This is a genomic window from Gilvibacter sp. CC01, assembly GCF_055755295.1.
The window spans coordinates 1,302,059-1,318,875 of sequence record NZ_CM146909.1; the positions used below are offsets into that span (position 1 = coordinate 1,302,059).

At 44.5% G+C, this 16,817-nt stretch carries 16 protein-coding genes; 6 read left to right on the forward strand and 10 right to left on the reverse strand.

Features of this window, described 5'->3' with window-relative positions; genetic code table 11:
* Positions 1 to 255 precede the first annotated feature (255 nt).
* Positions 256 to 4,602, reverse strand: coding sequence for a DNA polymerase III subunit alpha (dnaE, locus tag AC0J2F_RS06140; RefSeq protein ID WP_473009273.1), 4,347 nt, complete (start codon positions 4,600 to 4,602; stop codon positions 256 to 258).
* A 144-nt stretch (positions 4,603 to 4,746) separates the two neighbouring features.
* Positions 4,747 to 5,550: a DUF6252 domain-containing protein gene (locus tag AC0J2F_RS06145; RefSeq protein WP_473009274.1), complete on the reverse strand. Its 804-nt coding sequence runs from the start codon at positions 5,548 to 5,550 to the stop codon at positions 4,747 to 4,749.
* Positions 5,551 to 5,678: 128 nt separating this feature from the next.
* On the opposite strand from AC0J2F_RS06145, the gene AC0J2F_RS06150 reads away from it, so the two are divergent.
* From AC0J2F_RS06150 to AC0J2F_RS06160, 3 genes are read left to right on the forward strand one after another with little or no spacing between them, the layout of a single operon-like run.
* Positions 5,679 to 6,191 (forward strand): 30S ribosomal protein S16, encoded by a 513-nt coding sequence (locus AC0J2F_RS06150; RefSeq protein ID WP_473009276.1) that lies wholly within the window; start codon positions 5,679 to 5,681, stop codon positions 6,189 to 6,191.
* Between the two features lie 19 nt (positions 6,192 to 6,210).
* On the forward strand, positions 6,211 to 6,741 hold the full coding sequence (gene rimM / locus AC0J2F_RS06155; protein ID WP_473009277.1) for a ribosome maturation factor RimM: 531 nt from the start codon (positions 6,211 to 6,213) through the stop codon (positions 6,739 to 6,741).
* Entirely contained in the window at positions 6,741 to 7,451 is a 711-nt protein-coding gene (locus tag AC0J2F_RS06160; RefSeq protein WP_473009278.1) for a tRNA1(Val) (adenine(37)-N6)-methyltransferase, read from the forward strand. The genes rimM and AC0J2F_RS06160 overlap by 1 nt, the downstream gene beginning before the upstream one ends.
* Before the next feature lie 3 nt (positions 7,452 to 7,454).
* Here the strand turns inward: AC0J2F_RS06160 and AC0J2F_RS06165 are convergent, their stop codons facing one another.
* Positions 7,455 to 8,765, reverse strand: coding sequence for an amino acid permease (locus AC0J2F_RS06165; RefSeq protein WP_473009279.1), 1,311 nt, complete (start codon positions 8,763 to 8,765; stop codon positions 7,455 to 7,457).
* 73 nt (positions 8,766 to 8,838) lie between these two features.
* Between AC0J2F_RS06165 and AC0J2F_RS06170 the strand changes: the two genes are divergently transcribed.
* The 3 genes from AC0J2F_RS06170 to AC0J2F_RS06180 all read left to right on the forward strand — a co-directional run bounded on the left by AC0J2F_RS06170 (position 8,839) and on the right by AC0J2F_RS06180 (position 12,179).
* Positions 8,839 to 9,930, forward strand: coding sequence for an aromatic ring-hydroxylating oxygenase subunit alpha (locus AC0J2F_RS06170; protein ID WP_473009280.1), 1,092 nt, complete (start codon positions 8,839 to 8,841; stop codon positions 9,928 to 9,930).
* Positions 9,931 to 10,016: 86 nt separating this feature from the next.
* Entirely contained in the window at positions 10,017 to 11,195 is a 1,179-nt protein-coding gene (locus AC0J2F_RS06175; protein WP_473009281.1) for an acyl-CoA dehydrogenase family protein, read from the forward strand.
* A gap of 87 nt (positions 11,196 to 11,282) precedes the next feature.
* Positions 11,283 to 12,179 (forward strand): metallophosphoesterase, encoded by an 897-nt coding sequence (locus AC0J2F_RS06180; RefSeq protein WP_374958475.1) that lies wholly within the window; start codon positions 11,283 to 11,285, stop codon positions 12,177 to 12,179.
* On the opposite strand, the gene AC0J2F_RS06185 is transcribed toward AC0J2F_RS06180, so the two are convergent.
* From AC0J2F_RS06185 to trmB, 7 genes are all read right to left on the reverse strand, one after another.
* Positions 12,176 to 12,508: a ferredoxin gene (locus tag AC0J2F_RS06185; RefSeq protein WP_374958474.1), complete on the reverse strand. Its 333-nt coding sequence runs from the start codon at positions 12,506 to 12,508 to the stop codon at positions 12,176 to 12,178. The genes AC0J2F_RS06180 and AC0J2F_RS06185 overlap by 4 nt on opposite strands.
* 5 nt (positions 12,509 to 12,513) lie before the next feature.
* Positions 12,514 to 13,572, reverse strand: coding sequence for an NAD(P)/FAD-dependent oxidoreductase (locus AC0J2F_RS06190; protein WP_473009282.1), 1,059 nt, complete (start codon positions 13,570 to 13,572; stop codon positions 12,514 to 12,516).
* A 69-nt stretch (positions 13,573 to 13,641) separates the two neighbouring features.
* Positions 13,642 to 13,878 (reverse strand): NifU family protein, encoded by a 237-nt coding sequence (locus AC0J2F_RS06195; protein WP_473009283.1) that lies wholly within the window; start codon positions 13,876 to 13,878, stop codon positions 13,642 to 13,644.
* 2 nt (positions 13,879 to 13,880) lie between these two features.
* The gene (locus tag AC0J2F_RS06200; protein WP_473009284.1) at positions 13,881 to 15,020 is read right to left on the reverse strand and encodes an Mrp/NBP35 family ATP-binding protein; all 1,140 of its coding nucleotides are present in this window, start codon (positions 15,018 to 15,020) and stop codon (positions 13,881 to 13,883) included.
* 115 nt (positions 15,021 to 15,135) lie between these two features.
* Positions 15,136 to 15,471, reverse strand: coding sequence for an MGMT family protein (locus tag AC0J2F_RS06205; protein ID WP_087524166.1), 336 nt, complete (start codon positions 15,469 to 15,471; stop codon positions 15,136 to 15,138).
* Positions 15,468 to 16,100 carry a LysE family transporter gene (locus tag AC0J2F_RS06210; protein WP_473009285.1) on the reverse strand — a complete coding sequence of 211 codons (633 nt, stop codon included), beginning with the start codon at positions 16,098 to 16,100 and terminating at the stop codon, positions 15,468 to 15,470. Before AC0J2F_RS06210 ends, AC0J2F_RS06205 begins: the two co-directional genes overlap by 4 nt.
* Before the next feature lie 30 nt (positions 16,101 to 16,130).
* Positions 16,131 to 16,808 (reverse strand): tRNA (guanosine(46)-N7)-methyltransferase TrmB, encoded by a 678-nt coding sequence (gene trmB / locus AC0J2F_RS06215; protein WP_374959239.1) that lies wholly within the window; start codon positions 16,806 to 16,808, stop codon positions 16,131 to 16,133.
* Between the last annotated feature and the right edge of the window lie 9 nt (positions 16,809 to 16,817).

A 16,817-nucleotide genomic window follows, 5' to 3' on the forward strand; every position in this document is an offset into this window, starting at 1 on the left:
TATTTTAAATTTTATGTTACACAAAAGTAGTCTTTTTTTATCCCGAACCTTACAGAGCATATATTAGAAAACCCTATTCGCGTATTGAGTTAACTTATAAATACTTAAGGCACTAAGGATCTAGGTCTTGCACAAAGAAGATCGCGTTGTTATTTAGATCATAAAAGACAAATTCATTTGTGCCCCACGTGGTATTGAGACGCAGCGCAGATTGCTTTACAGTTACGGTATATTTGTGTGGGATTCTTTCGGGCATCAGTTGAGCTTGTAATAGACTGAAGCCTCATCTAAAGCTTCTAAAAGTTCGTTGGAGATCTTTACCTTTTGCTTGCGCGAAGGCATTTGTAGCTTGAGTTTCTCTTCCATCTCATAAACTATAAAATGTAATTGCTGATCCCCTTTGTGAGAGGTCATCAGCTCCTTCAAAACTCGGATCCGCTCTTCTTGTAACTCGTCTATCTTGAGCTGAATGGTCAACTTTTTGGCGTACTGATCCATGACATCATGCAGCATTTGGATCTGATTGAATTGCATTCGCGGATCGCCTTTTTTACCTGTATCCCTATTCACCCAACCTTCTTTGACAAAGATCCGAGCATAGATGAAACTATTGGGGACCAAAAAATGGCGGTACTTCAGATACTCTTCTCCAAAGATTCTAAACTCAAAGGCATCGTCATAATCTTCCACCGTAAACAAGGCCCAGCCTTTTCCGTTCTTTGAGACTCGGTGCTGAACATCACTCACCACACCACCAAAGGTCAATTCTTTATTGACATAACTTTCCAGGTCACTGAAATTTCTTGTAGTGCTATTGCAAAAGGTTTTGAGCTCAGTTTTAAAATCGTCTAAAGGATGCCCAGAAATGTAAATTCCAACCACCTCTTTTTCTTGCTTGAGTTTTTTCATGGTTCCCCATTCCTCACAAGGAGGTACGGTAGGTTCAGGAATTTGAACCTCCGAAGAATCTCCAAAAAGACTCACTTGTGCAGAATTTTCGTTCTCTTGAAACTTCTGGGCGTATTTGATCACCTTTTCTAAAAAGGTCACCCCATCGCCTTCGTCGTGGAAATATTGTGCTCTGTGGGTGTCAAATCCATCGAAACCTCCAGCTAAAGCTAGGTTCTCAAAGGCCTTTTTATTGGCAGCTCTAAGGTCGATCCGCTTGGCCAGATCGAACACAGATTTGTACTTGCCATCTTTTCTGTGCTCCACTATGGTCTTTACCGCATTTCCGCCAACACCTTTAATGGCTCCCATTCCAAATCGTATGGCTCCTTCGTCATTAACCGTGAATTTATAGAAGGATTCATTCACATCAGGACCCAAAACAGGCAAGCCCATACGACGACACTCTTCCATAAAGAAAGTCACCTGCTTGATGTCGTTCATGTTGTTAGAAAGCACTGCAGCCATATATTCTGCCGGATAATGTGCTTTTAAGTATGCTGTCTGATAGGCAATCCAAGCATAGCAAGTAGAATGCGACTTGTTAAAGGCATAACTCGCAAAGGCTTCCCAATCTTTCCAAACCTTCTCCAACATTTCCTTGTCATGACCGTTGGATGCTGCTTGCTCCAAAAACTTGGGCTTCATCTTATCCAGTACGGCCTTTTGCTTTTTCCCCATCGCCTTACGGAGTACGTCGGCCTCACCTTTGGTAAAGTTGGCCAACTTTTGAGACAGTAGCATCACCTGCTCTTGGTAAACCGTGATTCCGTAAGTTTCCTTAAGATACTCTTCCATATCAGGAAGATCATAAGTGATCTCCTCTTGCCCGTGTTTTCTGCGGATGAAACTCGGGATGTATTCCATAGGCCCAGGTCTGTACAGAGCGTTCATGGCAATCAAATCATCAAAGACCGTGGGTTTGAGGTCTTTCATGTGTTTTTGCATCCCTACGGATTCGTACTGGAAGATCCCTACCGTTTCTCCACGTTGGAAAAGTTCATAGGTCTTCTCATCATCTAGCGGGAAGCTATCCGGATCAAGATCTACATTGTGTTTTATCTTAACCAGCTTTACGGTGTCTTTAATAAGAGTAAGCGTCTTTAAGCCCAAGAAATCCATCTTGAGCAGACCGGCACTTTCTACAACCGCGTTGTCGAACTGGGTTACATAGAGTTCTGAATCCTTGGCAGTCGCTACAGGCACAAAATTGGTAATGTCATCTGGAGTAATGATCACCCCACAGGCGTGAATTCCCGTATTTCTTAGCGATCCTTCTAACATACGTGCCTGATTGATCGTTTGAGCTTCCAGATCTTCACCTTCCGAGAGGTTTAAAAGCTCATTGACCTTTTGTAGTTCGTCTGCCCTAAAACTCTGTTTGAGTTTGGAGGCCTCCATATTGAATATCTTGCCCAGTTTCCCCATAGTAGGGATCAGCTTGGCAATTCTATCGGCATCGCCCAGAGGTAAGTCCAAAACACGTGCAGTATCTCGAATAGAAGATTTCGCAGCCATGGTTCCGTAGGTAATGATCTGCGCCACCTGATTGGCCCCGTATTTCTGGATCACATAATCCATTACGCGCCCGCGGCCTTCATCGTCAAAGTCGATATCGATATCGGGCATGCTCACACGATCCGGATTCAAGAAGCGCTCAAAAAGCAGGTCGTACTTAATAGGGTCTATATTGGTTATCCCTAAACAGTAAGCCACCGCAGAACCTGCCGCAGAACCACGACCCGGCCCAACGGAAACATTCATGTTCCGAGCCTCGGCAATAAAATCTTGAACGATCAAAAAGTAACCCGGATATCCTGTATTGGCAATAACGTCCAGTTCAAAATCCAAACGCTCTTCGATCTCTGGGGTGATCTCTTGATATCGTTTCTTTGCACCTTCGTAGGTAAGATGTCTTAGGTATTTATTTTCTCCGCGTTTACCGCCATCTGTCTCGTCTTCTGCAACTTGAAATTGTTCCGGAATATCGAACTTCGGAAGCAGTACCTCACGAGCAAGCGTATAAGGTTCTATTTGATCTACTATTCTGGCTACATTCTCAATGGCCTCAGGCAAATCCGCGAAGAGCTTCTTCATAGCATCAGCCCCTTTGAAATAGTATTCTTGATTCGGCAATCCGTAGCGATAACCCCTACCGCGACCAATAGGTGTAGCCTGCTTTTCTCCGTCTTTTACACAAAGAAGAATGTCGTGAGCGTTGGCGTCTTCTTTATCGATATAGTAGGTGTCATTACAAGCAACCAAAGGTAAATCGTGTTTGCGAGCCAATGCAATAAGCGATGGATTCACCCGATCCTCGTCTTCTTGTCCGTGGCGGACAATCTCCACGTATAAATCATTAGGGAACTCTTGTTTCCACCAGAGCAAGGCCTCTTCCGCTTGGTTCTCTCCAACATTTAAGAGTTTGTTTGGTACTTCTCCGTAGAGATTACCCGTTAGAACTATCAGATCATCCTTATACCTGGAGACCACCTCTTTATCTATTCGAGGCACATAGTAGAATCCTTCCGTATAAGCAATACTGGCCATTTTAGCCAAATTGTGATAACCAGCCTTATTCTTAGCCAGAAACACGACCTGGTAGCCGTTGTCTTTTTGCGATTTGTTCAAACGGTCTTCACATACAAAGAACTCACAGCCAATAATGGGTTTGATCTTTTTATGCTGCTGATCGTCCTCTAAACCATTATTGAATTTTTCTACCGCACTCACAAAATGAAAGGCTCCCATCATGTTCCCGCGGTCTGTCAGGGCAACAGCATTCATCTCGTGCTTGGCCGCTGCATTGACCAAATCTTCAATAGAGGCTGTAGCTTGTAGTACAGAAAACTGACTGTGGTTGTGTAAATGCGCAAAGGGCACTTCAGCCAAAGCCGAGATATTCTCACTTTGCTCTGCCGTACTTATCGTTTCCGCTTGCTTTTGTTGCTTAGCTCTTAGTTTTGCAGATGCTTCTTTAAGATTGATGTGTTGCAGCCCAATCACATCTACAGGGCGTGGGTTGGCTTTTTGGAAAGCTTCCAGATAATCTGGTTGTGCTTTGAGTTCGGCAGTAGTGTAAACACCTTTTCTTATGAGCTCCAAGAAACAGCGTGTTGTTGCCTCAACATCGGCCGTAGCATTGTGAGCCTCGGCAAAACCATCTCCAAAAAGATGCTCGTGTAATTCTGTCAACGTAGGCAATTTGAATTTGCCGCCTCGACCTCCAGGAATCTGACACAATTCCGCAGTTGTCTCTGTACAAGTATCCAATACCGGCAAAGAGAGCAAGGAAGTATCTACTGCTTCACGGTAGAACTCTGCTCCCATTATGTTAAGGTCAAAACCTACATTCTGCCCAACAACAAATTGAGATCGTGTCAAAACGTCATTGAACTCTTCTAGCACTTGCTCTAAGGACACACCATCTGCAGCTGCCAATTCCGTGGAGATTCCGTGTATGGATTCTGCTTCGAAAGGAATATTAAAGCCATCTGGTTTTATCAAATAGTCTTTCTGTTCCAGAAGATTCCCCATGCTGTCGTGCAACTGCCAAGCGATCTGAATGGCCCTTGGCCAGTTGTCAGTATCACTAACAGGCGCATCCCAACGCTTGGGAAGCCCCGTGGTTTCCGTGTCAAATATTAAATACATAAGTTGCTTGAGCGCTCCAAAAAGTGAACTTTAAAAGTAAGTAAAATCAACCTAAAATTGCGCTGAACTTATCAACATGAATCGCAAAATTGTGCATAAAAAAAGACCCGCAAAAAGCGGGTCTTGAATATCTTGTTCGCTGTTTTAGTAGATCACTGCAAAGGCGCCGTCTGTGATCTCAAAACCGTCTCCGGCAATAGAGAAAGTTCCTTGAATTTCTCCTGTTCCAACATTGTTAGAAATAATGGTCAAAGTTCCAGAAGTCGCCGAACTAGCAACCCCGTCCAAACCATAGGTCGCTTCGAACTCTCCTAACGCGAGATCGTAATCTCCCGGAGCTATAGTGTTATTAAATCTCAGATTGATGGATTGTGTTCCTTCTATACCGTTAATAACTATGAATCCTGTGATATTTTGTCCATCTAAAGTCACCGCCTCAAAAGCCGCACCGTTTATGGTAGCCGAAATTCCTTGAGAAAAACCAGGATCGTCGGCCAATCCGGTTCCACCGATAACAGGTACCTTAAAGAATACCCCTCGAGAGAAATTTAGTGTGTCTTGCAAGGCGAAAGTGTGCGCATTGAATGTAAATGTTCCCGAAATTGTATTGTCTGTAGAATTGCTTTCGGAGATTATAGCCTCTCCGTTTCCTAAGGCAGTTGCCGTAGAAAACGATTCTCCACTAGCATCTGTGAAAACTGCACCATTTGGGCTACCTAGTCCAAAAGTATATGATCCAATGGCTGCAGAGGTAAGTGTAATATTAAGCTCTTCACTATCTGTAGATCCAGCAATAACAACGGTTCCGTCGTCAAAACGAGTCGCAACCGCACCTCCTTTTAAGAAGACATCGTCTGCATTTCCTTGAATGATAGCATTGTTGTCCTGAATATCCTCACACGAAAAAAGTGTAAAAACAACAAGGGCGAATAGGGCAATCCTTTGCATAGTAGGCGTTTTTAGCATTTGCACAAATGTAAAAGAAAAAATATAATCTCTTGAGTTTCAACTAAAATTTATCCTATCTTTGCGCCCTTAATTATAACCGAGGTCGTGCACCTCAAAAATTAATTTTTATGCCTGTTAAAATCAGATTACAGAGACACGGTAAGAAAGGAAAGCCTTTTTACTGGATCGTAGCCGCGGATTCTCGCGCAAAAAGAGACGGACGTTTTTTGGAGAAGTTGGGAACTTACAACCCTAATGTAAACCCTGCAGAGATCAACCTTAATGTTGATGGTGCTGTACAGTGGTTGCAGAATGGTGCTCAACCAACCGACACGGCTCGTGCTATTCTTTCTTACAAAGGCGCCTTGCTAAAGAATCACCTAATGGGTGGTGTAGCTAAAGGAGCTTTGACTGAGGAGCAAGCAGAAGCTAAATTCAACGCTTGGGTGGAAGAAAAGGCCAAAGCGGTAAGCCAAAAAGAAGCAAGTATTGCAGATGCTAAGGCCAAGGCCAAAGCAGAAGCTCTTGCTGCTGAAAAGGCTGTGAACGAAGCTCGTATTGCTGCATCTACAGAAGCAGAAGGTGAAGAAGTTGCCGAAGAGGCTGCTGCAGAAGCCGACGCTGCTAAAGAAGAAGAATAAACCTTCTTAAGTTTACGAGATGCGCAAGGAAGACTGTTTCTTTCTCGGTAAAATCGTAAAAAAATACAGTTTTAAGGGCGAGCTCTTAGTCATTTTAGACACAGACGAACCCGAAATGTATACAGAAATGGAATCAGTATTTGTGGAATTGCACCACAATCTGGTTCCATTTTTTATTGAGTCTATCAGTTTGCATAAATCGCGCATGCTGCGTATTCAATTTGAGGATGTCTATAGCGAAGATGACGCCGATGCCCTACTGGGCAGTGATCTTTATTTACCTTTAGACCTATTGCCTCCATTAGAAGGCAACAAATTCTACTTTCACGAGATCATTGGATTTACAATAAGAGATCTCAAGCATGGAGATGTCGGTACGCTTACTGCGGTCAATGACCAAACTGCGCAAGACTTGTTTATCATCGACGCCAACGGAACCGAAGTATTAATCCCCATTAACGATGCCTTTATAAAGGAAGTGAATAGAGCTCAGAAATTTATTTTGCTCGACACTCCAGAAGGCCTTATTGACCTTTATTTAGAAGGCTGATGCAACCCTTCAAATTCAAACAATTTACTGTTGCCCAAGACCGTGCCGCCATGAAAATCGGTACCGATGGTGTACTGCTGGGAGCTTGGACACAGATTGATCCAGAAGCAGATTCTATACTGGACATTGGAGCCGGCACTGGAATCATTGCCTTACAAATGGCCCAGCGAAGTGCTGCGATGACTATAGATGCTATAGAGATCGATGACGCCGCTTATGAACAATGTACCGAAAACTTTGAAGCTGCCCCTTGGGCAGATCGCTTGTTCTGTTACCATGCCGGCCTTTTGGAATTTGCCCAAGAGATAGATGATCAATACGACCTATTAGTGAGTAACCCGCCATTTTTTACGGCCGACTATAAATCTGGCAACGAGCAACGCGACCAAGCGCGCTTTGCAGATGCTCTACCTTTTGATCATTTGGTGGTTTGTGCCGCTAAACTTTTGGCAGATCAGGGCAGTCTTGCGGTTGTGATACCTTTTGATGCTGCGGATGAATTTATCGCTCTTGCTGCACAGGTCGGATTGAACCTCTACCGTCGCTGCGACGTGAAAGGACGGCCTGAAGCTTCAGCAAAACGAAGTTTGTTGCAATTCACTAAGCTGCAAAAGAATCTTGAACATACAACAATGATCATAGAGACTGAGCGTCACCAGTACACGGAGCAGTATATCGATCTGGTAAAGGACTTTTACCTAAAAATGTAGGCCTTATGCGCTTTTGCCTTGTTTGTACTTCATCCAACCGAAAACAGGTAAACCCGCAATAAGTAAAAAGGTCCCGTAGAAGACTGTTTGTACTCCGGAGCCATAAATAGCCCAGATAGAATAGATCACACCAATTGTAGCGAGTGTTCCTATTTGGATTTTCCTTTCGGCAAATAAACCCTTTCTTATAGTAATAAGTACATAGGCCGCTGCCACAAAGAGATATGGTACCAGACAACACAGGGTGGTTAACAGGGCAATGAACTCAAATTGATCTACCAAGGACTCACTGAAATTCATAAGCATAATTGCAGAGCTAAGCACTCCTCCTAAGATCAAGCCAAGATAGGGAGCATCTTTGCTGTTCTTCTTTACAAAGGCCTTGGGAAACATATTGTCCCGGGCCATGGCCATAGGTAATTGACCTACTACTAAGGTCCAACCGTTCAAAGCTCCAATAGCAGCTATCGCTGCTCCGCCGGCAATAAAATAAGCTCCAACCTCACCAGCTATTACCGCTCCAGCCTCCGCAAAGGGAGCAGGTGAATCTGCCAGTTGACCGGCAGGTAATAATCCGAAGAGAACCACAGTGCCCAAAACATAAACTAAGGCAGCTATGACTGTACCCAAGAGCGTGGCTTTAGCAATGGTCTTCTCTGGATCTTTAATGTTCTCCGCGGGAATAGTTGCAGTTTCTATACCCAAAAACGCAAACAAGGTCAAGGTGGAAACTGCCGAGAAGGCGTCAAAATCTGTAGCTTCAGAATTGTTGAAAGCAGGAAAGTTGTCAAGATCAAAATAGAAGGCTCCCACCACAATGATCAAGACTAAGGGCAATAATTTAAAAGCAGTAGTGACCACGGCAAACTTACCGGAGAGTTTTACGCCTCGAATGTTGATCCAAGTGAAGAACCAGATAAAGGCAAGGCCTATTAAGACCGACAGCAGGGCGTTCTCTTCTAAATTCGGAAAGAAGACCGAAAGTGCGCCAATAATTGCAACGGCTATCCCAGCATTGACTACCCAAACAGAGATCCAATAACCCCAGGCCACCAAAAAGCCAATAAAGTCCCCAAAGCCTGCTCGAGCGAAAACATAAGGCCCACCGCTTTGATTACTTACAAGCTTACTCAGATTGGCAAAAATTTTGGCCAATACTATGGCTCCTGCTGCTGTAAAGACCCAACCTAAGAGGCTTATACTACCGTATTTTGCCAAGGTGGCCGGCAGCACGAATATGCCAGAACCGATCATGTTTCCGACCACAAAAGCAGTAGTTGTGAGAAGGCCTATTTTCTGAGTAGCTGTTGCCATGAAAGCTCCGCGAACTGCGGAATTGTATTTTAAATCATTACATTAGGGCGTACAATGGTCAAGATACGTAATTGTGGCATTTAATTTTCACATCGATCCAGATATCCGTAAAGCAGAAACTCTGCCCGCATCCTTTTACAAGGACCCTGCGGTTTTTGAAGCTTTAAAAGAGCAAGTCTTTTACAAAGGTTGGCAGTGGTTAGGTGATACCTCACTGGTTGCTTTGCCACAGTCGGTTTATCCCTTTGTTTTGCTCGATGGCTTTTTGACCGAGCCCATGGTACTCACCAAAGACAGCCAAGAAGATCTTCATCTGTTGAGCAATGTGTGTACACATCGTGGGAATTTGGTAGCCTTACACCCCGGGAAAGCTAAGAAACTGAGCTGTTTTTACCACGGACGTAGGTTTGACCTTGCTGGTACTTTTGAGCATATGCCGGAATTCGATCAGACCGAAGATTTTCCAAGACCTTGCGATAATCTGCATCGGTTTCCACTAAAACAGTATGGACCTTTCCTTTTCGGCGGATTAGAACCGAGCTTTGACCTGCAAGAGGTGTTCGACCGTATGAACGAGCGAATTGGCTTCTTACCCCTGAATGATTTTAAATTTGACCCAACCCTTAGCAAAGACTTTTTAGTACACGCTCACTGGGCCTTATACTGTGATAATTATTTAGAAGGTTTTCACATTCCCTTTGTTCACCAACGATTGAACGAGGTTCTAGACTACGGCAGTTACGAAACCATCTGTTACGAGCACTGTAATTTACAGATAGGATACACGGATGAGGCTACCGAAGTATTTGAGCTACCAGAAGGACACATCGACTACGGCAAAAAAGTGGCCGCCTATTACTATTGGGTATTCCCCAACATCATGCTGAATTTCTACCCTTGGGGCTGTTCTGTTAATGTGGTCAAACCCATAAGTGCGGAGCGCACCAAAGTCTCTTTTCTAAGCTATGTCTGGGATCCATCAAAACTGAATAAAGGGGCAGGAGCCCAATTGGAAAAGGTGGAACGAGAAGACGAATTCGTGGTAGAGAATGTGCACAACGGCCTTAGGTCTAAATTCTACAAAGCCGGAAGATTCTCGCCAACACGAGAACTAGGCGTGCATCATTTTCACCGTTTGTTGGCCGATTTTCTAAGTCGCGGCTAAGTTTGGCCTATTGCTTTAATTTTTAACGAAATCCTTTTCGCTTCTGCGGGGCAATATTTACCTTTGGCACAACCAAATACAAAGCAATGAAGCCCGATCTTTTTGAAGCTCCGGATTATTACCAAGTAGACGATTTATTAACCGAAGAACACAAGCTTGTGCGTGATGCTGCCCGCGAATGGGTAAAGCGAGATGTTTCTCCAATTATTGAGGATTACGCACAACGCGCCGAATTCCCAAACCAGATCATTGGTGGTTTGGCCGAGATTGGTGCCTTTGGGCCTTATATCCCTGAAGAGTACGGCGGAGCCGGACTGGATCAGATCTCTTACGGACTGATCATGCAAGAGATAGAGCGAGGAGACAGTGGTGTACGTTCTACTGCTTCTGTACAATCTTCTTTGGTGATGTATCCGATCTATAAATACGGAACCGAAGAACAACGTAAAAAATACTTGCCAAAACTGGCCTCTGGAGAATTTATGGGTTGTTTTGGACTTACCGAGCCAGATCACGGTTCAAACCCAGGTGGTATGACCACCAATTTCAAGGATATGGGAGACCACTACCTGCTCAACGGAGCCAAGATGTGGATCTCTAACGCACCTTTTGCAGATGTTGCTGTAGTTTGGGCTAAGAACGAAGAAGGCCGAATTCACGGACTTATCGTGGAGCGAGGCATGGAAGGTTTCAGCACCCCGGAAACCCACAACAAATGGTCGCTAAGAGCCAGTGCAACTGGAGAATTGATCTTTGACAATGTAAAGGTTCCTAAAGAGAACTTGCTACCTAATAAATCAGGGCTTGGAGCTCCGCTTGGATGTTTGGACTCTGCCCGTTACGGAATCGCCTGGGGTGCCATCGGTGCCGCTATGGATTGTTACGATACTGCGCTTAGATATTCTAAAGAACGCATTCAATTTGGCAAGCCAATTGCGGCCTTCCAATTGCAACAAAAGAAATTAGCCGAGATGATCACCGAGATCACCAAAGCTCAGCTCTTAACGTGGCGTTTGGGTGTTTTGAGAAATGAAGGTAGAGCAAGCTCTGCTCAGATCTCTATGGCCAAAAGAAACAATGTGGATATGGCTATAAACATAGCTCGCGAAGCACGACAAATGTTAGGCGGAATGGGTATTACTGGAGAGTACAGCATTATGCGTCACTCGATGAACCTTGAAAGTGTGATCACTTATGAAGGAACCCACGATATTCACCTGCTGATTACGGGATTGGACATTACCGGAGAGAACGCTTTCAAATAAAAAACAAGCACGATTTAAATATCAGGACCGAGGAGTTTTTAATTCCTCGGTTTTTTTGTGGATATTTATTCGAGAGAAAGCACATCTATGTCTACCAAAACCCGTTTTGACCGCGCCTACAAGAATGCCTTAGTGCTTCCGTTCAACGACAGTTCTAAATTTATCCTCTTTAGTGATTGCCACAGAGGCGACAACAGTTTTGCAGACGACTTTGCCCGCAACAGGCATATGTACTTTCACGCCATGAAACACTATTATAAGAGTGGATTCTCCTACATTGAACTAGGAGATGGTGATGAACTTTGGGAAAACCGTCAGTTCGAAGATATCTATCCGGCACATACCAATGTCTATAAGTTGCTCAAAGAAATGCACAAGGAATGCAGGTTCCATCCTATTTACGGGAACCACGACATGGTATACAAGAACAAGAGCTATGTAGAAAAGCATTTGTCACATTATTTCGATCCGAAGACCGGAGAAGAGGTGCCTTTGTTTCCAGGGATCACCTATAACGAAGCCATTATTTTAAAACACGAGACTAGCGGGCAAGAGATCTTTATGGCGCATGGGCACCAAGCAGATTGGTGGAACTATTTGTTTTGGAAATGGGGTCGCTTTTTGGTTCGGGTACTTTGGAAGCCATTGCAAGTGGTGGGTATTTACGACCCAACTAGTCCTGCAAAGAATTATAAGGAACTCATTAAAGTGGAGAAGCGCACCAAGAAATGGATCCGCGATCGTGACCACTTAATGACCATCTGCGGACATACCCACAGACCCAGATTTCCAGAACCTGGAGAAACGCCATATTTTAATGATGGCAGTTGCGTACATCCAAGAAGTATAACCGGCATCGAGATAGAAAATGGTAGCATCTCACTGATCAAATGGCAATTGGCCACCGATGAAACTGGCGTCTTAAAAATTGAAAGGGTACTGTTAGAAGGGCCGCAGCTCTTGTCTGACTATATGAAGGCCTAAGGTTCTTCTGGAGCCAGGGTAACCACCAAGCCATCCATATCTGGCGTGATGTGCAGCTGACATCCTAATCGGCTGTTGTCTTGAACAAAGTAAGCTTGCCCAAGCATGGCGTCCTCGTCATCTCCCATTTCTGGCAAGTCATGATCGCTCTCCACATAACACTGACAGGAGGCGCACATGGCCATTCCTCCGCAAATACCTATAGTCCCTTCTGGAGCGAGCTCATAGGAGCGCACTACTTCCATCAGGTTCATATTCATGTCTGTAGGTGCCTGAACTTTGTGAGCAGTTCCCTCGCGATCTGTAATGTGGATGGTGATATCGCTCATTAGACTTACTCTATCGCTTTTACAACCGCTTTGGGCGCTTCTTTCTTACTACCGTCAAAACCTTCTACGCCACCAACGGTGGTGTATTTCATCACATAACGTTTGTCTGGAAAGATTCGTTTATAAGCACTTTGACACATCAAAGTAGCCTCGTGAAATCCGCAGAGAATAAGCTTCAATTTGCCCGGATAGGTATTTACATCGCCTATAGCATAGACTCCAGGAATGTTGGTCTGATAGTCTAAAGTATTGTCTACCTTAATGGCGTTCTTTTCTATTTCGAGCCCCCAATCGGCAATCGGGCCTAATTTTGGAGAAAGCCCAAACAAGGGGATGAAATTGTCTATCTCTATTTTGGATTCTTCTTTGGTATTGGAATTAGTTACCGTTACTGCAGTTAATTGGTTTTCACCATGAAGAGCAGTTACCTCTGCCGGAGTTATTAGTTTTATGCGACCTTGATTCTTGAGCTCTTGTACTTTTTCTACGGAGTCCAACGCACCGCGGAACTCATTGCGTCGGTGCACCAAGGTAACCTCCGCAGCAACATCCGCTAAGAAAATACTCCAATCTAAGGCCGAATCGCCTCCTCCAGCAATCAGGACTTTCTTATCGCGATAAACTTCCGGATCGCGTATGATATAGGCAATACCATTGTCTTCGAACTTTTCAAGCCCGTCTAAGAGTGGCTTACGAGGTTCAAAACTTCCCAAGCCACCTGCAATGGCAACAACAGGAGCTTGATGTTTCGTGCCCTTATTAGTAGTTACGATAAAGGTACCATCCTCTTGTTTTTCTATGGTATCTGCACGTTCACCCAAGGTAAAGCCTGGCTGAAACGGGGCTATCTGTTTCATTAGATTGTCTACCAGATCTCCGGCCAAGATCTCTGGAAAGGCCGGAATGTCGTAGATCGGTTTTTTAGGGTAGATCTCTGCACACTGTCCGCCAGGTTGCGGCAGGGCGTCTATCAAGTGACACTTTAACTTGAGCAAGCCAGCCTCAAAAACTGCGAACAATCCGGTTGGTCCGGCTCCTATGATGAGTATATCGGTTTTGATCATAAAGTGTATGCGGTACTATTTCTGGCAAATATATTTTGGGCCTCTTGACACAGCAATGACCCTTATCATTTAATCGACATTAACCACTTTCTGAATTTGCGGCACGTATTTCTTAATGGTCATTTCCACGCCGCTCTTCAAGGTCATTTGGTTAACGCTACAGGCAACACAATTGCCGTGTAGTTTTACGGTGACGATATCGTTTGCGATCTCGATCAGAGAGATATCTCCTCCATCGCTAACTAAAAAAGGACGGATCTCATCCAAGGCCTTTTCTACATTCTGTTTTACCTCTGCTTGTGTCATCTTTACTTTTTTACAGCCGAACAACCAGCCATAGTCGTGATCTTTATTGCCTCTGTAGGCGGTAAATTTTCGTTTCGTTTTACAGTCTGCTCTACCACATTTCTGGTAAGCGACTCAAAGGCCTCTTCTGTGGCTGTTTCGGTTTGCAAAGCCGCTGGTCGCCCAACGTCTCCTGCTTCTCGAATGCCTTGCACCAATGGGATCTCTCCCAATAGCGGAACCTGAAGGTCTTCTGCCAAATGTTTGGCTCCGGAGTCTCCAAAGATATAGTACTTATTCTGAGGCAATTCCGCAGGAGTAAAGTACGCCATATTCTCTACGATACCTAAAACAGGAACATCTATGTTCTCTTGCTGGAACATGGCCACTCCTTTACGGGCATCTGCTAATGCTACATTCTGCGGAGTGCTCACTACCACAGCTCCGGTAATAGGTAGACTTTGCATTATGCTTAAGTGAATGTCTCCCGTTCCTGGAGGAAGGTCGATCAGCATAAAGTCCAATTCACCCCAAGCGGCATCAAATATCAGCTGATTCAAGGCCTTGGCTGCCATTGGCCCACGCCAAATAACGGCTTGATTCGGCTGGGTAAAGAAACCTATGGAGAGGATCTTCACACCATAGCTCTCTACCGGACGCATTTTGCTCTTTCCATCTACATTGACAGAAAGCGGGCGCTCGTCGGCTACGTCGAACATGATCGGAATAGATGGTCCGTAGATATCTGCATCTAAAACCCCGACCTTAAAGCCCATTTTCTGTAGACTCACGGCAATATTCGCGGTAACTGTAGATTTCCCTACTCCACCCTTACCAGAAGCTACGGCTATGATATTTTGAATACCTGGAATTGGCTTTCCTTTGATCATATTGGGCTTCTGTGGTTGAGCTGGGGCCTCCACCTTTATGTTTACTTGCACCTTAGCCTCCGGACTGATCTTTTCTTGTATGGTCTTGATCACATCGGCTTCTGCGCGCTTCTTTATATGCATGGCAGGAGTGGTCAGTAGCAGATCTACTACAACCTCATCGGCAAATACGATCACATTCTTGACCGCGCCGCTCTCTACCATATTTTGTCCGGCTCCCGCAACAGAAATTGTCGCTAAGGCATCCAGTACTTCTTGTTTCTTTATCTTCATGAAAAACTTTCGTATTTAGAAAGATTCTAAAGTACAAAGATACCACTTAAGCCCCACAAAATAAAAGCCGAGCATCAAAATGATTGATGCCAAAATCAGGGTTGAATATAGTGATTTAAAAGGGTGGAGGTAGTTCCTGCTGCGGATCCCAAAAGTGCTTGTCTAATTCTTGGATCTGGTTGTCAATAATAACGACTCCTTCGTTTTCTAAGAGTTGCTGCATTAGGTTGGTGCCTTGAAAATGATGTTTGCCTGTGAGGAGTCCCTTGCGATTCACCACCCGATGGGCTGGAACATCTTTCCCGTGAGAGGCATTCATAGCCCAGCCGACCATCCGCGCGCTTTTAGGAGCAGCCAAATATTTGGCAATGGCGCCGTAGCTGGTTACTCGACCTTCTGGAATCTGCCTTACTACCTCGTAAACTCGGTCAAAAAAAGATACTTCTGTCATTCCAGATTGCTAATTATCTTAATGAGTGTGAGTATGGAAACAATTCCTGTGATGGCCCCTATGACATAATTCATATTGACCTTGGCGGTATGTTGTTTTTTCTTGAGGTGTTTAAAGAACTGTATATAGATCCCCAACATGGCCAAGGTGCCTAGAACAGATCCGAGTACGCACAGTAAAATCGCATTTGGCGTGAATTCAAACCATCCGAAGGCATTGAAAGTAATACTGATATACACCCAATACGGCAGCGGCAGCAGGTTTAATGCAGCCAACAGCATCCCTAGAAAGAAACGGTTTTTACCGGTTTTAGTTACCTCGTCGGCAGGTTTGCGTCTGGAGTCCTTAGCGATGAAAAAGAAATATACCGTAAGGCAAAGAAAGATCCCCAAACCTATCTGGCGCAAGAGCTGAATGATCTCTGGATGCATTTCCAAATAGCGCGCAAACAAGAGTGCGATATAGGTCTGAACCAGAACAGTAACCCCCACACCCACAGCAAAGGTTGCGGCGCTTTTACGCCCTTCGTGCATGCTGATCTTAGCAGCAGAAATGTTTAATAAACCAGGTGGAATCACCCCAATAAAGGCTGCGACAAAACCGAAGATCAAATGTGGAAATAGCCCCATAGAGGTACTTTACAAGGGTAAGATAAAAAATTATTTCCCCAAATGGCATTTGAGGTAAGTTATCTTTTTGCCTTGCTCCAAATACTGCTTTTCGTAGTAGGTTTGGATACTGGTCACTTCTTTTGGAGAATAGTCATTGCCATAAACATCGTGGTGTGCATAGAGGATCTCGGCCCCAATTCCTTGTAGCAATCCTAAAGTGTAGCCGTGCATGAACTCGCTGTCGGTCTTTAGGTGTAGCAAACCCGGATCACCCAAAATTTTTCGGTATTTGGCTAAGAAAACGGGATTGGTCATGCGGTGCTTGGTACGTTTGTATTTGATCTGCGGATCTGGGAAAGTGATCCAGATCTCCGAAACCTCATCAGTGTCAAAAAGAAAGTCGACCAGTTCGATCTGGGTGCGCAGAAATCGTACATTGGGAAGTTGTTCTTCTAGAGCTGTTTTAGCACCACGCCAAAATCGAGCTCCTTTGATATCAATCCCAATAAAATTCTTATCTGGATTCGCCTGTGCAAGACCAACGCTGTATTCTCCCTTTCCACAACCGAGTTCTAAAACTAAGGGATTGTCATTTTTAAAGACCTCACGATTCCAATTGCCTTTTAGCTTTAAAGCATTGGTAACAACCTCTTCTCTGGTTGGTTGGATGACATTGTCGAAGGTCTCGTTCTCCCGGAATCTTTTCAGTTTGTTCTTGCTGCCCACCGAATTTTA

Bases quoted from the DNA above. Each gene is read 5' to 3' on its own strand.
- AC0J2F_RS06175 (WP_473009281.1), top strand. From the start codon at position 10,017: ATGAAGCCCGATCTTTTTGAAGCTCCGGATTATTACCAAGTAGACGAT.
- AC0J2F_RS06190 (WP_473009282.1), bottom strand. From the start codon at position 13,572: ATGATCAAAACCGATATACTCATCATAGGAGCCGGACCAACCGGATTG.
- AC0J2F_RS06200 (WP_473009284.1), bottom strand. From the start codon at position 15,020: ATGAAGATAAAGAAACAAGAAGTACTGGATGCCTTAGCGACAATTTCT.
- AC0J2F_RS06160 (WP_473009278.1), top strand. From the start codon at position 6,741: ATGCAACCCTTCAAATTCAAACAATTTACTGTTGCCCAAGACCGTGCC.
- rimM (WP_473009277.1), top strand. From the start codon at position 6,211: ATGCGCAAGGAAGACTGTTTCTTTCTCGGTAAAATCGTAAAAAAATAC.
- dnaE (WP_473009273.1), bottom strand. From the start codon at position 4,602: ATGTATTTAATATTTGACACGGAAACCACGGGGCTTCCCAAGCGTTGG.
- AC0J2F_RS06165 (WP_473009279.1), bottom strand. From the start codon at position 8,765: ATGGCAACAGCTACTCAGAAAATAGGCCTTCTCACAACTACTGCTTTT.
- AC0J2F_RS06145 (WP_473009274.1), bottom strand. From the start codon at position 5,550: ATGCAAAGGATTGCCCTATTCGCCCTTGTTGTTTTTACACTTTTTTCG.
- AC0J2F_RS06150 (WP_473009276.1), top strand. From the start codon at position 5,679: ATGCCTGTTAAAATCAGATTACAGAGACACGGTAAGAAAGGAAAGCCT.
- AC0J2F_RS06180 (WP_374958475.1), top strand. From the start codon at position 11,283: ATGTCTACCAAAACCCGTTTTGACCGCGCCTACAAGAATGCCTTAGTG.
- AC0J2F_RS06205 (WP_087524166.1), bottom strand. From the start codon at position 15,471: ATGACAGAAGTATCTTTTTTTGACCGAGTTTACGAGGTAGTAAGGCAG.
- AC0J2F_RS06185 (WP_374958474.1), bottom strand. From the start codon at position 12,508: ATGAGCGATATCACCATCCACATTACAGATCGCGAGGGAACTGCTCAC.
- AC0J2F_RS06195 (WP_473009283.1), bottom strand. From the start codon at position 13,878: ATGACACAAGCAGAGGTAAAACAGAATGTAGAAAAGGCCTTGGATGAG.
- AC0J2F_RS06210 (WP_473009285.1), bottom strand. From the start codon at position 16,100: ATGGGGCTATTTCCACATTTGATCTTCGGTTTTGTCGCAGCCTTTATT.